The sequence below is a fragment of the Clostridium sp. FP2 genome (genome assembly GCF_011065955.2).
In the GTDB taxonomy this organism is placed as follows: Bacteria; Bacillota; Clostridia; order Clostridiales; family Clostridiaceae; genus Clostridium_AD; species Clostridium_AD tagluense.
In genome coordinates this window covers 4,402,648-4,417,819 of record NZ_JAAMNI020000001.1, presented here as the reverse complement: position 1 = coordinate 4,417,819, position 15,172 = coordinate 4,402,648, and the positions used below count along the sequence as shown (strand labels likewise).

Here is a 15,172-nt window from a genome sequence, read left to right as displayed (position 1 = left end):
AGACATAATCTATATTTATAGTCTATGCTATGTTATAATATTTATAAGGTGATTTATATGAGGTGATGATAAAATGAACATTAATTTTGCTTTGAATTTGATCCAAGAACAAAAATTAATAATGACACAAGAAATGCAGATGTCTGTTAAACTTCTTCAAATGTCCGCATACGAGCTAGGTCAATATGTAAATAAAGAAATGCAAGAAAATCCGGTACTTGAGGAAAGAGATTTACAAAATCCTAAAAATAATAACACTGAAACAAATGAATATAAAGAAATAATTAAATATCTTGAAAAAGACGATTATAAAATAAAAAATTATAGTGCAAAGTCTGAAAGTGAAGAAGTTTCTCCTTTTTACTATATTGCACAAGAAAAATCTCTTAAAGATTATCTTGTGGAGCAAATAGGAGAATTAACTGAAAAACCTGAAACACTGGATATATGTAAATACATGGTGGAAAATTTAGACGCAAAAGGATATTTATCTGTAAAATTATCTGACATATGCAAGGAGCTTACAATATCAAATGAACAGGCTGAAAATGCACTTAAAATTATTCAATCTTTGGAGCCGGAGGGAATAGGAGCTAGGGACTTAAGAGAATGCTTAAAAATTCAATTATATAACCTGGGCAATAATGATGAAAATATTTATAAAATAATTGAGGAGTATTTAGAATTATTGGCAGAAAATAAATATAATATCATAGCTAAAGAACTAAAAATAACGATTCCTCATGTTCAAAAATATGTAGACATAATAAAAACTTTAGAGCCAAAGCCCTCAAGAGGATTTTATACTGGAGAGACAGTTAAATATATTGTACCTGATGCTTATATCAATAAGATTAATGAGCAATATTTTATTTCTATGAACGAAGATATGCTACCTAAATTGAATATAAATTCAATGTACAAGGAAATTATTAAAAATGGAAAAGACGTAGAAGCAGTAGAATATGTAAAAGAAAAACTTAATAGTGCAATGTTTCTTATTAAAAGTATTGAACAAAGGAAAAATACTGTATATAGAGTTTTAGAAGAGATTTTAGTAGTTCAAAAGGAATATTTCGATAACGGAGACGAATACTTAAAACCAATGACACTTAAAAAAATTGCTGACAATTTAGAAATGCATGAATCCACTATAAGTCGTGCAATTAGAGAAAAATATGTTAGTGTGAATAGTGGTAAAGTCATTAAAATAAAAGATTTATTTACTAATGGAATTGCTTCAGTCATAGGTGGAGAGGATATATCTACAATTAATATTAAGAGTGCTATTAAGGAAATGGTTGACACGGAAGATCAAAAAAAACCCTTATCAGACCAAAGTATTTGTAATCGATTAAATATAGAAGGGATGAATATTTCAAGAAGAACTGTAGCAAAATATAGAGAAGAACTCCAAATTAAGAGTTCCAGTAAACGAAAAAGATTTTAAGTGAAATATTACTTTTAAGAGTCTTGTTAACACAATGTTAACAAGTTTTTTTCAAATACTAATTTAAAAAAGTTGGTATTTCATTTATAATGTAAGTGGGAACAAAAAATATAAGCTGGGACTTAAAAAGTCCATAGAGGTGTTTAAGTGCAGAACATATTAAAATTACAACAAAAGGTAGTGCCAGAACTCATAGAACTTCTCCAAAAGAGGTATGATATATTAAGAGTGATATATTATAATGGACCTATAGGACGAAGAATTTTGGCAAATGACATGAATATAAGTGAAAGAATAGTAAGAAATGAAATAAACTTTTTAAAATCTCAGAATTTAATTGAGGTTAATACATCAGGTATGTTTATAACAGCTGATGGGGAAGAAATTATAAATAAGTTAAAAGGATTTATTCATGAAATTAAAGGATTGTCTCAAATCGAAAAGTTTATTGAGAAGCATTTGAATATTCACCAAGTTATAGTTGTTCCTGGAGATGTAGACATTGATAAAAGTGTGCTTAAAGAACTTGGAAAAGCAGCTGCCACTTATGCTATGGATATTATTAAAGATAATAGTATAATTGCATTAACAGGTGGATCAACAGTTAAACAAGTTGTAGATGGCTTTACTAAAAATAATAAATATAGTAATATTTTAGTGCTTCCGGCTAGAGGTGGTATGGCAAGAAATGTAGAAATTCAAGCCAATACATTAGTGGCAAGGCTTGCAGATAAAATTGGTGGCAATTATGAATTACTTCATGCCCCGGATAATTTGAGCAATGTAGCACTAGAAACTATATTAAATGAAAAAGAAATAAAAAGCATAATTGATAAGATCCGAAGTGCTGAGGTTCTTATTTATGGTATAGGTATTGCTACAGACATGGCTAGGAAAAGAGGTCTATCGGAAGAAGACATAAGAGACCTAGAAGAATTAGGTGCTGTAGGAGAGACTTTTGGCCATTATTACAATGAATTAGGTAAAATAGTTCATTCTACACCTACTATTGGGGTGAAAAATGAAGATGTTAAAAACATAAAAACTCTAATTGCAGTAGCAGCTGGAAAAAATAAAGCTAGGGCCATCATAGCCACTGAAATCAATCGTTCAAGTACCGTTTTAATAATTGATGAAGCAGCTGCAAAAGAAATTATAAATATTATAGAGAAAACAGAGTAAACTATATAATGATTTTGTAGAAGGAAAAATTATATATTTACATATAATTATTTTTAAAAATTTAGGAGGTTTTGTCAAAATGATAAAAGTAGGAATAAATGGATTTGGTAGAATAGGAAGAAATGTATTTAAAGCACTAGTGGCAAACTATGCTACAGAATTACAGGTAGTAGGAATTAATGACTTAACAGATGCTGCAACACTTGCTCACCTTTTAAAATATGATTCACTTTATGGAAAATTTAACGGAACTGTAGAAGCTAAAGAAAGCTCAATAGTTGTTAATGGAAAAGAAATTAAAATATTCGCAGAAAGAGATCCAAAAAATATAGATTGGAATTCACTTGGAGCAGAAATAATAATAGAATCTACAGGATTCTTTACAGATGCTACTAAAGCAAATGCTCATTTAGGTGGAAGTGTTAAAAAAGTTCTTATATCTGCACCAGCAAAAAATGAAGATATAACAATAGTACTAGGAGTTAACGAAGAAAAGTACGATGCAGCTAAACATAACATAATTTCAAATGCATCATGCACAACAAACTGCTTAGCACCATTTGCTAAAGTTTTAGATCAAGAATTTGGAATAGTTAAGGGTCTTATGACTACAATTCATTCATATACTGGAGATCAAAGATTATTAGATGCTCCACATAGCGATATGAGACGTGCAAGAGCTGCTTGTGAATCAATGATTCCAACTACAACTGGAGCTGCAAAAGCTGTAGCACTTGTGCTACCACAATTAAAAGGAAAATTAAATGGATTCTCATTAAGAGTTCCAACTCCAACAGTATCATGCACAGATTTAGTTTGTGAACTTTCAAAAAATGTTACTGTAGAGCAAGTAAATGCAGCGTTTAAGACTGCTGCTGAAACTACAATGAAAGGAATTCTTGGATTCTGTGAAGAACCATTAGTTTCAATTGACTTTAGAGGAGACGAAAGATCTTCTATAGTTGATGCACCATCAACTATGGTTATTGGAGATAACATGGTTAAAGTTGTAGCTTGGTATGATAATGAATGGGGTTATTCAAATAGACTCGCAGATTTAACTAAATATGTTGCAGACAGACTATAAAAATTAATTTTACTATAAAACTGTAAGCAAACTATAAATTAACTGTAAGCAAACAGTAAGTAAAATATTAAGGGTTGGTTTTATAGTTAATCTATAGAACCAAGCCTTTTTAATAATTACATCATGTAAAATTTATCACAAACAATAATTGATACAAGTACAATTATTATAAGTTAAAAAGATTTTGAATAATAAACAATATGAGAGGAGAATGTGTATGAAATTTAATAAAAAAACCATAGAAGATATCCAGGTTAAAGGTAAAAAGGTGTTAGTAAGATGTGATTTCAACGTACCATTAAGTGAGGGAGCAATTACTGATGTAAATAGATTAGTAGGTGCTATGCCTACAATAAATTATTTAATTAAAAATGGAGCAAAGGTTATTTTATGTTCACACCTTGGAAAACCAAGTGGAGAGCCAAGACCTGAACTTTCACTAGCACCAGTTGCTAAGAGATTAAGTGAAATGTTAGGATCCGAAGTAGTTTTTGCGGCAGATCCAAATGTAGTTAGTGATAATGTGAAATTCGCCGTAGCAAAAATGAAAGACGGAGATGTTTTGTTATTAGAAAACACAAGATATAGAAAAGAAGAAACTAAAAACAGTGAGAATTTTTCAAAGGAACTGGCATCTCTTGCAGATATATTTGTAAATGATGCTTTTGGAACGGCTCATAGAGCTCATTGTTCTACAGTTGGGGTAACGCAGTTTATTGAGACTTCAGTATGTGGATACTTAATTCAAAAAGAATTGAAATTCTTAGGAGAAGCAGTAGATCAACCAGTTAGACCTTTTGTAGCAATTTTAGGTGGAGCTAAGGTTTCAGATAAAATAGATGTTATTGCTAATTTGCTTGAAAAGGTAGATACTTTAATAATTGGTGGAGGAATGGCTTACACATTCTTAAAAGCTGGTGGTTATTCTATAGGAAGTTCATTAGTTGAAGAAGATAAAGTAGAATATGCTAAAGATATGATGCAAAGAGCTGAGGCAAAAGGAGTTAAATTCTTATTACCAGTGGACCATATTGTTGCGGATAGATTTTCAGCTGAGGCAAAGCCCGTAGTTACTGATAATCAAAATATTCCAGATGGATATATGGGGCTTGATATTGGACCTAAGACTTGTGAGATTTACAAAGGTGCTATAAGTATAGCCAAAACTATTATTTGGAATGGACCAATGGGAGTATTTGAATTTGCAAATTTTGCAAAAGGAACTATAGCAGTAGCGGAAGGCATGTCAAAAGTTGACGGAACTACTGTAATAGGCGGTGGAGATAGTGCAGCGGCAGTTAACCAATTAGGATTTGGAGATAAAATGACTCACATATCTACAGGTGGTGGAGCATCTCTTGAGTTTTTAGAGGGTAAATTGTTACCAGGAATCGAAGCTCTTACAAACAAATAATTAAATAAATTTTTTATTTTGAAGTCATAAATTAATATTAGTTGTTGCCTTCCTCAAAAGTCTTTTTAAAGACAAATGAGGGAGATAACAATTAATATTTCACATATATAACAAAGCAATAATTAGGAGGGGTTTTTTATGAGAAAAGGTATAATTGCAGGTAATTGGAAAATGAATAAAACAGTAGGTGAGGCCGTAAGTTTAATCCAGGAAATAAAGCCTTTAGTTAAAAATGCACAATGTGAAGTTGTAGTTTGTCCTACATTTTTATGTTTAGATGCAGTAATAAAAGCAGCTAAGGGATCAAATATAAAAGTAGGAGCTCAAAACATGCATTTCGAGGAAAATGGTGCTTTTACAGGTGAAGTTTCACCAGGAATGTTAAAAGATATGGGCGTTGATTATGTTATAATTGGCCATAGTGAGAGAAGACAGTATTTCAATGAAACAGACGAAAGTGTAAATAAAAAACTTAAAGCTGCTTATAATCATAGCATTTCACCTATACTTTGCATGGGAGAAACTCTTGCACAAAGAGAATCAAATATTACAGAAAAAGTATTAGATAATCAAATAAAGTTAGATTTAGCAGGACTTACAAGAGAGCAAGTGGAAAAATTGGTTATAGCTTATGAACCAATATGGGCTATTGGCACAGGAAAAACTGCAACTGCAGATGAGGCTAATGAAACAATTGGATTTATAAGAAAGACTGTTTCTGCTATGTTTGGATCTGATGTTTCGGATAAACTTAGAATCCAATATGGCGGTTCAGTTAAACCATCAACTATAAGTGAGCAAATGGGTAAATCAGATATAGATGGTGGATTAATTGGAGGAGCTAGTCTTAAAGCAGAAGATTTTGCAGGAATAGTGAACTATTAAAATATAAATAAACAGATATATGTTAGAAACAGAGCGGGTGGGAGGAACAAAAATGCCAAAGAAACCAGTAATGCTAATGATTTTAGATGGATTTGGATTATCAGATTACTTAGATGGAAATGCAGTAGTATCAGCAAAAAAACCAAACTATGACGCAATATTAAAGAAATATCCAAGTACAAAACTTAAGGCAAGTGGCCTAGAGGTAGGACTACCAGAGGGTCAAATGGGAAACTCAGAAGTTGGTCATCTAAATATAGGTTCCGGTAGAATTATATACCAAGAACTTACAAGGATAACAAAAGAAATTAAGGAAGGCGACTTCTTTAAAAATCCTGCTTTTAATAGTGCTATAGATAAAGCTATTGAAGCAAATTCTTCAATACATCTTTTAGGATTGTTGTCTGATGGTGGAGTTCACTCTCATATTAATCATTTAAAGGCATTATTAAAGCTTGCTATGGATAAAGGTGCTAAAAAGGTTTATGTGCATGCTTTCCTAGATGGCAGGGATGTACAACCAGGTTCAGCGCTGGAATACATAGCAGAACTCGAAGAATATATGAATGAAATAGGTATCGGGAAAATTGCTACTGTAAGTGGTAGATATTATGCTATGGATAGAGATCAGAGATGGGAAAGAGTTAAGCTTGCATATGATGCTATGGTTTTGTCTAAGGGTGAAGAGAGTACATCAGCGACAGAAGCAGTTAAACGTGCTTTTCATGATAATAAGACAGATGAGTTTGTTCTTCCAACGGTTATCATGGAAAATAATAAGCCAGTATCCGCTATAAGTGATAATGATAGTGTTATATTCTTTAATTTTAGACCAGACAGAGCTCGCGAAATTACTAGGGCGATAAATGATAAAGTATTCCTTGGATTTGAAAGAGAAACACTAAATTTAAACTATGTGTGTACTACTCAATATGATATGTCCCTAGAAAATGTTGATGTGGCATATACACCAGAAAGTTTCACAAATACACTGGGAGAATATGTTAGTAAAATGGGCAAAAGACAGCTTCGAATAGCTGAAACTGAAAAATATGCTCATGTTACATTCTTCTTCAATGGAGGAGTTGAGGCTCCAAATGCCAATGAAGATAGAGCGCTTATTCCATCGCCTAAGGTAGCTACTTATGATTTAAAGCCAGAAATGAGTGCCTATGAGGTTACCGAGGAATTATTAAAAAGACTGGATTTGGGCCTTTATGACATGATTATACTTAATTTTGCTAATCCAGATATGGTAGGTCATACAGGAGATTTTGAAGCCGCTAAAAAAGCAATAGAAGCAGTGGATATATGTCTTGGGAAAATCGTTAAAAATGTTCTAGAGAAAGATGGTAGTATATTTATAACTGCAGACCATGGAAATTCTGAGCAAATGATTGACTTTTCGTCAGGAAAGCCTATGACAGCACATACTACAAATTTAGTTCCATTTACTTATATTTCAAACCATAGTAAAGAACTAAAGGATAGTGGTATCTTGGCAGATATGGCACCTACAATGCTTTCAGTTATGGGTCTGCCTGTACCGGTGGAAATGACAGGAAAATCATTAATCATAGATTAACATTAAAAAATAAATAAGATTATTATATTATCTAAGTTAAATAAATATTTTCAAAGACTAGCGGATATTCTATTAACTTAGAAAATAATAACATAAAAAAAATTGGAGGTAATAATATATGAAGAACTATATTGAAATTATTGATGTTTACGCAAGACAAATTTTAGATTCAAGAGCATTTCCAACTGTTGAGGTTGAAGTAACTCTGGAAGATGGAACAGTAGCAAGAGCAGCAGTGCCATCAGGAGCTTCTACTGGTATGTTTGAAGCCGTAGAACTCAGAGATGGAGACAAAGATATATATAACGGAAAAGGCGTTTTAAAAGCTATTGATAATGTAAATAATTTAATAGCTGAAGAGTTAATTGGAATGAATGTATATGATCAAATAGCTATAGATAAAGCAATGATAGCTCTTGATGGAACAGACAATAAGAGTAAACTAGGTGCTAATGCAACTCTTGGAGTATCCCTAGCTTGCGCTAGAGCGGCAGCTGAATCACTAGGTCTTGGATTATATCAATATATTGGTGGAGTAAACGCTAAAGTTTTACCAGTTCCAATGATGAACATTATAAATGGTGGAAGCCATGCTGACAATAATGTAGACTTACAAGAATTTATGATTATGCCAGTTGGAGCAACTTCTTTCAGCGAAGCGCTAAGAATGAGTGCAGAAGTTTACCATTCACTAAAAGCATTATTAAAATCTAAGGGCCTCGCTACTGGTGTTGGTGATGAAGGTGGATTCGCTCCAGACTTATCATCAAATGAAGAAGCTATAAAGATTATAATCGAAGCTATAGAAAAAGCAGGATATGTTCCAGGAAAAGATATATATATAGCTCTTGACCCAGCAGCTTCTGAATTCTTTGAAGATGGAACATACAATTTATCTTCAGAAGGAAGAATATTAACTCCAGAGCAAATGGCTGACTACTATGTAGAATTAGTTAACAAATATCCAATTATTTCTATAGAAGATGGAATGGCTGAAGAAGATTGGGAAGGTTGGAAGTACTTAACTGATAAAATAGGAGATAGAATTCAATTAGTTGGAGACGATTTATTTGTAACTAATACTGATAGATTAAAAATGGGAATTGAAAGAAAAACTGCAAATTCAATTCTTATAAAATTAAACCAAATAGGAACACTCACTGAAACATTAAATGCTATAGAAATGGCTGAAAGAGCAGGATTTACTGCAGTAGTTTCTCATAGATCAGGAGAAACAGAAGATACGAGCATAGCAGACCTGGTTGTAGCTGTAAATGCAGGACAAATTAAAACTGGAGCACCAGCTAGAACCGAAAGAGTTGCTAAATATAATCAGCTATTAAGAATAGAAGAAGAACTAGAAGAAATGGCTGAATATAGAGGACTAAAAGCATTCTATAACATCAAAAGATAATCAATGCTAAATAAGAGTATAGTCTTTATAGGCTATGCTCTTGCATTTTATTGCAAGCTACCTCAGAGTATGCTAAAATAATGTTGTATTCCATGAATAGGGGGGGTGTTCACATGCATAGTTTTCTAACAGTTTTACAGGTTATAACATCAATTATTATAATTGTTTCAGTTATGATGCAACCTAGTAAATCAAATGGATTAAGTGGTCTTATAGCAGGAAGTTCTGAGACTTTCTTTGCAAAAAATAAAACGAAAACTGCAGAATCGGTACTAGCAAGAATCACAGCAGTCTCAGCAGTTTGCTTTATTTTAACTACGGTTATGTTAAATTTAGTTAAATAATATAATTATCTAAATCACAGTTAGGCACATTCAAATAAATATTTTGGGCTTGTAGCAGTTTATTTAAATAATTTTTAATAAACTGCATTTTTTTATTTCACAGTGAATTATAAAATCACTTGAATAAGGCAAAATACTTGTAGGATATGTAATTTTTTTGGATTTTTTTAAATTTTAATAGTATAAATATAATATAAATGTTAAAATTGTTTAAAGTAATCAATGATTATTAGAGGTGAAGGATGATGAGTGAATATAGTTCTAAATTAGAAAGTGAAGATATGGATTTTCTTTTTGATGGTATTTTAAGCCTGCAAAATAAGGAAGAGTGCTATAGATTTTTTGAGGATATATGCACTATAAATGAAATTCAAGCATTTGAGCAAAGACTTCAGGTAGCGAAAATGTTAGCAGAAAAAAGGACCTATTTGGATATAGCTAGTACTACAGGGGCAAGTACCGCCACAATAAGTAGAATAAATAGATCATTAAACTATGGTAGTGATGGGTATAAACTTATATTAGAACGTTTGAAATTTAAAAAATAAGTATATTTATTTACATGTGCCTTATAGATTGGTATAAAAAGAGATGGTTAACATATATTTACCCAGTATAACTAAGGTTAATCGTCACTTGCGTAGCCGTGCATCATCTTCGATGCCACAATATTAACGACTTCAGAAGGAGATTTATGCTCTTGCTGAAGTTTTTTATATATAAAAGTATCTGGCTTACCTTATGAAATGTCGTTAAAGGAGTGAACATAAATTAGCCGTCTCTATTTTTAAAATTGTTTAAGTTTACACACATTGTGATATAATTATAGGTATGTCTATTGCAAATAAACAAATAGTATACTAACTTATTATTTGTTTAAATGCGTCTTGAGAGAAACATAAGTAATGCTAGATGTATCTAGTATTAATATAATATATAAGGAGTGTTTTTATGGATTTAGAAAGTTTATTAAACAAAGAGCAGTGTGAGGCTGCAATAACAGTGGATGGTCCGCTACTCATTTTGGCAGGTGCGGGCTCTGGAAAAACTAGAGTTTTAACTTATAGAATTGCCCATATGATTCAAGATTTAAATATATACCCTTCGCAAATTTTAGCCATAACTTTTACGAATAAAGCAGCTGGTGAAATGAAGGATAGAGTGCGTGCGCTTGTAGGTAATATAGCAGATAATATGTGGATTTCTACCTTCCACTCTAGCTGTGTTAGGATACTTCGTAGGGAAATAGATAAACTAGGATATAATAAGAACTTTACTATATACGATAGTTATGATCAGAAAAGTTTGATTAAACAGTGTATGAAAGAGCTTCAGATAAATGAAAAAGATTTAACAGATTCAGAAATTCTAAATAAAATATCAAATGCTAAAAACGAACTAATTTCTCCGGAAATATATAAAAAAGAAAATGAACATGATTTTAGGAAAAATAAAATTGCTGATATATATGTTCTTTATCAAAAAAAGCTAAAGGGTAATAATGCACTAGATTTTGATGATTTGATTTTTAAAGCAGTAGAACTACTTAAAAATAATAAGGATGTTTTAGATTTTTACCATAAAAAGTTTAGATATATTATGGTAGACGAGTATCAAGATACTAATAAGGCACAGTATATGCTTATAAAGCTTTTAGTAGACGAAAAGGAAAATATATGCGTAGTTGGAGATGACGATCAATGCATTTATGCATGGAGGGGTGCTGATGTTACTAATATTTTAGATTTTGAAAGTGATTATCCAGGGGCAAAAGTGGTTAAGCTTGAGCAAAATTATAGGTCTTATGGAAATATACTTACGGCAGCTAATGAAGTCATAAGAAATAATTCGGAGAGAAAAGACAAAGCACTAAGGACTGAAAAAGAAAGTGGAGACAAAATCAATTTGTATAGAGCATTTTCAGATAGGGATGAGGCAAATTTTGTAGCAAGTCAGATTAAGGAAATTATGAAGGAAGAAAATAAGAGCTTTAAGGATTTTGCAATTTTATATAGGATGAATTCCCAATCTCGTATTTTTGAGGAAAGTTTTAGGAAGTCTTTGATTCCATATAGAATAGTAGGAGGTCTAAAGTTTTATGATAGAAAAGAAATAAAGGATATAATGGCATATTTAAAGCTTATGAATAATCCTCTTGATGATATTGCATTAAAAAGAATTATAAATGTACCTAAAAGAAATATAGGTGATGCAACTATTCAAAAGATTCAAGAGTTTGCAACTGATATAGACCAATGTCTGTATAGTGCTATTCTAGATGTGGAGTTTATACCGTCGCTAACCACTAGAAATACATCATCTATAAACAAGTTTGTTAGTCTTATGAATAGTTTTATGGCTAAAAAGGATGAAATCACTGTGTCTGAGTTAATTAAGTCTATTTTGAGTGATACAGGATATTTAAAGCAATTAGAAACATCTAAGGAACCAGAGGATGAGAGCAGAGTAGAAAATATAAAGGAATTAGTATCAGATGCTGTAGAATTTGAAAGAACTTCAGAAGATAAATCACTTTTAGCCTTCCTAGAAGGGGTTAGTTTAGGGTCAAGCGGAGAGAACCCTGAGAATCCTGATGAAATTGTAGATACTGCAGCAATGATGACGGTTCATAGTGCAAAAGGTTTAGAGTTTCCAGTGGTATTCATGGTTGGTATGGAAAATGGTATATTCCCAGGAATGTCTTCCTTTAACAACTTTACGGAAATGGAAGAATCGAGGCGTCTATGTTATGTTGCTATAACAAGAGCAGAAGAAAAGCTTTATATAACATCTGCAGAAAGTAGGATGGTATTTGGAAGAACTGTTGGGTACGCTCCTTCTGATTTTATAAGTGAAATCTCAGAAGGGTTAAAAGAAATTATTGGGGGAAATAAAAATAGGACTGTGCAAGTCTTAAAAAGAAATAAAATTAAGGCGCCACAAAAGTATAATCCTCATGGACTTATGAGTTCAAATGCTGAAGAGAGTAATACTAACACGCAAGAGTACCTATCAGTTACGGAACAAGGTAGTAATCTGCAACAGCAAAGTATGAAAAGTGAAGCTACCATAGGTAGAAAAGTTAAACATGGTAAATTTGGAATAGGCACCATTGTGTCAATATCAAGTTCAAATGGTGACACCTTAATCTCAATAGCCTTTGATAATATGGGGATAAAAAAGTTGGTATTAGATAAAGCACCTATAGAAATGTTATAAAACATGTTTCATAAAATAACTAGTGAGTATGCTAGTTATTTTATTTGGTATACGCAGTAGTAAGGTTTAGATTTTATGGGAAAGGGTGTAGTGTATGAGTGTGGAAGATAGAATTAACGAAATAAAAAAGATAATTAAATATCACAGTGATAGATATTACAACGAAGATAATCCGGAAATATCAGATTATGAATACGATCAATTAATGCTTACGCTTAAAGCAATAGAGAAAGAGCATCCAGAACTTATCACCTTAGATTCGCCAACTCAAAGAGTAGGTGGAAATGCTAAAAGGAAAGCTGGGGTACTCGTAAAACATAATGTCCCAATGCTTAGTTTGCAAGACGTATTTACCAAAGAAGAAGTCTATGCTTATGTAAATAAAAAGATTGTAGAACTAGAGAGTCCAACTTTTGTTGTTGAGCTTAAAATTGATGGTTTGTCAATGGCTTTACGTTATGTAGAGGGCATTTTAACCGTAGCCGTGACTCGCGGTGATGGAATCATTCAAGGTGAGGATGTCACTGAAAATGCTAAAGCAATTAAGGATGTTGTACGGAAGTTAAAAGACTCTATTCCATACCTGGAAATTCGTGGTGAAGTATATATGGCAAATGAAGCCTTTGATAAGGTTAATCAGCAGCAGGAGTTATTAGATAAAAAAATATTTGCCAATCCTAGAAACTGCGCTGCAGGCACATTAAGACAGTTGGATAGTAAAATAACAAAGGAAAGAGAATTATCTCTATTTATTTTTAATATTCAAGATATCAAAGGAATTGAATTTAGGTCCCATACAGAAGGGTATGAGTGGCTAAAAAAGCAGGGCATAAAAGTTATTGAGAATTATGTGAAATGTAAAACAGCTGATGAAGTGTGGAATGCTATTCAGGTTATCTCTGAGGATAGAGGGAATTTAGCATATGACATTGATGGAGTTGTTATAAAAATCGATAATTTAGAGGATAGAAAAAAACTTGGAAGTACTTCAAAAGTTCCGAAATGGGCTATAGCCTATAAATTCCCTCCAGAAGAAAAAGAAACAAAATTAATAGATATTGAAGTATCAGTAGGAAGAACCGGAAGAATTACTCCTACAGCAATATTTGAGCCAATTCGTTTATGTGGAACATCTGTATCTAGAGCAATCCTTCACAATCAAGATTTTATAGATGATTTAGATATAAGAATTGGAGATACGATAGTTGTATACAAATCAGGAGAGATTATCCCAAAGATTAAGTCTGTAGTTAAAGAAAAACGTGCTGGCGAATTAGATAGATTTAAGATTCCTGGCATTTGTCCGGTATGCGGGGCACCAACTGTCCGGGAAAAAGATACGGCTGACATCAAATGCACAAATCCAAATTGTTTGGCGCAATTAGAAAGACACATTATTAATTTTGTTGGTCGGACTGCTATGGATATAAAAGGTTTTGGCACGGCATATGTTAAGGAACTTATTCGTTTTGGATATATTAAAGATATTGCTGATGTATATTCACTGTTTAACTATCGGGAAGAGCTTATAGAGCAGGGTATAATTGGAAAAGAAAAGAATACAGATAAGTTGCTAGAGGCTATAGAAAAATCAAAGGGAAATGAAGCACAAAAACTAATGACGGGCCTCGGAATTCCTAGTATTGGAAAAGTAGCAGCTAAAACAATAATGAATCATTATAAATCTATTGAAAATTTGCAAAATGCATCTTTGGAAGACCTACAAGAAGTTTCTGATATAGGTGAAATAAGTGCTTTAAATATACTAAGATTTTTTGAAGATGAAAAAAACTGTGAAATAATTAACAGGTTAAAAGAATATGGTGTAAATATGGCTGTAGAAGACTTAAAACAGGTGGATAATCGATTTGATGGATTAACCTTCGTTGTAACTGGAACATTGACTACTATGGGGAGAAATGAAGCTACAGAAGTGATAGAGAAGCACGGAGGAAAAGTAGCAGGTTCTGTTTCCAGTAAAACCAGTTATGTGTTAGCAGGAGAGAATGCCGGAAGTAAGCGTGCAAAAGCGGAGGAACTCGGAGTTACAGTTATATCTGAAGAGGAATTAGTAAATATGTTAAAATAGATAATATACGAAATGAGGAGTAAAGCTCTATTATTTTAAAAAAGTATACAAATGTATAGTCTAGGTTCAAAGGAAATAGTTTGAAAAGCATAAGAAAGAGCATCTAGTTTATCTGGTGCTTTTTGCTTTATCCTAAAAGCAATTTAAACTTATAAATAATGTAACAAAAGTAAATCTTGTGAAATGCATGGAAAAAAACTGCGATTTTATGTATAATAAATATATGCATATAATTTCACTTAGGACAAGTAGATAACGAACAAATGGAATATATTAATGATGTTATTAGAAATGAGCTTTTAAATTATGTACCTTTAAATCCCATACCTTTGATTTTATCAAAGGTATGGGATTTAAGTAAATCAATAAGAACTAAAAATATAATTGAAATAACCTATTAAAAAAATAAATTGATTTATAAGGGTAAAAGGGGGTGATGTAATGTGAATATTTAAATGTTTTTTAAAATAAAACAAAGATAGTGTTTACACTATAAAAAACAA

At 32.0% G+C, this 15,172-nt stretch carries 12 protein-coding genes; all 12 read left to right on the top strand.

The window, feature by feature from the left end:
- Window positions 1–79 precede the first annotated feature (79 nt).
- The 12 genes from rpoN (at window position 80) to G9F71_RS20875 (ending at window position 15,070) form a co-directional block, all read left to right on the top strand.
- Window positions 80–1,450, top strand: coding sequence for an RNA polymerase factor sigma-54 (gene rpoN, locus G9F71_RS20930; RefSeq protein ID WP_187353452.1), 1,371 nt, complete (start codon window positions 80–82; stop codon window positions 1,448–1,450).
- A gap of 147 nt (window positions 1,451–1,597) precedes the next feature.
- Window positions 1,598–2,632 carry a sugar-binding transcriptional regulator gene (locus G9F71_RS20925; RefSeq protein ID WP_164948587.1) on the top strand — a complete coding sequence of 345 codons (1,035 nt, stop codon included), beginning with the start codon at window positions 1,598–1,600 and terminating at the stop codon, window positions 2,630–2,632.
- Window positions 2,633–2,711: 79 nt separating this feature from the next.
- The gene (gap, locus tag G9F71_RS20920) at window positions 2,712–3,719 is read left to right on the top strand and encodes a type I glyceraldehyde-3-phosphate dehydrogenase (RefSeq protein ID WP_164948586.1); all 1,008 of its coding nucleotides are present in this window, start codon (window positions 2,712–2,714) and stop codon (window positions 3,717–3,719) included.
- Between the two features lie 217 nt (window positions 3,720–3,936).
- Window positions 3,937–5,133 carry a phosphoglycerate kinase gene (locus tag G9F71_RS20915; RefSeq protein WP_164948585.1) on the top strand — a complete coding sequence of 399 codons (1,197 nt, stop codon included), beginning with the start codon at window positions 3,937–3,939 and terminating at the stop codon, window positions 5,131–5,133.
- A gap of 138 nt (window positions 5,134–5,271) precedes the next feature.
- Window positions 5,272–6,018: a triose-phosphate isomerase gene (gene tpiA, locus G9F71_RS20910; protein WP_124999633.1), complete on the top strand. Its 747-nt coding sequence runs from the start codon at window positions 5,272–5,274 to the stop codon at window positions 6,016–6,018.
- Between the two features lie 52 nt (window positions 6,019–6,070).
- Entirely contained in the window at window positions 6,071–7,603 is a 1,533-nt protein-coding gene (gene gpmI, locus G9F71_RS20905; RefSeq protein ID WP_164948584.1) for a 2,3-bisphosphoglycerate-independent phosphoglycerate mutase, read from the top strand.
- A 118-nt stretch (window positions 7,604–7,721) separates the two neighbouring features.
- Entirely contained in the window at window positions 7,722–9,017 is a 1,296-nt protein-coding gene (gene eno, locus G9F71_RS20900; protein ID WP_164944127.1) for a phosphopyruvate hydratase, read from the top strand.
- A 113-nt stretch (window positions 9,018–9,130) separates the two neighbouring features.
- Window positions 9,131–9,361 (top strand): preprotein translocase subunit SecG, encoded by a 231-nt coding sequence (gene secG / locus G9F71_RS20895; RefSeq protein ID WP_124999627.1) that lies wholly within the window; start codon window positions 9,131–9,133, stop codon window positions 9,359–9,361.
- A 245-nt stretch (window positions 9,362–9,606) separates the two neighbouring features.
- Window positions 9,607–9,909, top strand: coding sequence for a YerC/YecD family TrpR-related protein (locus G9F71_RS20890; protein WP_164948698.1), 303 nt, complete (start codon window positions 9,607–9,609; stop codon window positions 9,907–9,909).
- A gap of 403 nt (window positions 9,910–10,312) precedes the next feature.
- The gene (pcrA, locus tag G9F71_RS20885; protein WP_164948583.1) at window positions 10,313–12,580 is read left to right on the top strand and encodes a DNA helicase PcrA; all 2,268 of its coding nucleotides are present in this window, start codon (window positions 10,313–10,315) and stop codon (window positions 12,578–12,580) included.
- A 94-nt stretch (window positions 12,581–12,674) separates the two neighbouring features.
- Window positions 12,675–14,669, top strand: a complete 1,995-nt coding sequence (gene ligA / locus G9F71_RS20880) for an NAD-dependent DNA ligase LigA (RefSeq protein ID WP_164948582.1) — start codon at window positions 12,675–12,677, stop codon at window positions 14,667–14,669.
- Between the two features lie 263 nt (window positions 14,670–14,932).
- Entirely contained in the window at window positions 14,933–15,070 is a 138-nt protein-coding gene (locus tag G9F71_RS20875) for a hypothetical protein (protein WP_164948581.1), read from the top strand.
- Window positions 15,071–15,172 lie beyond the last annotated feature (102 nt).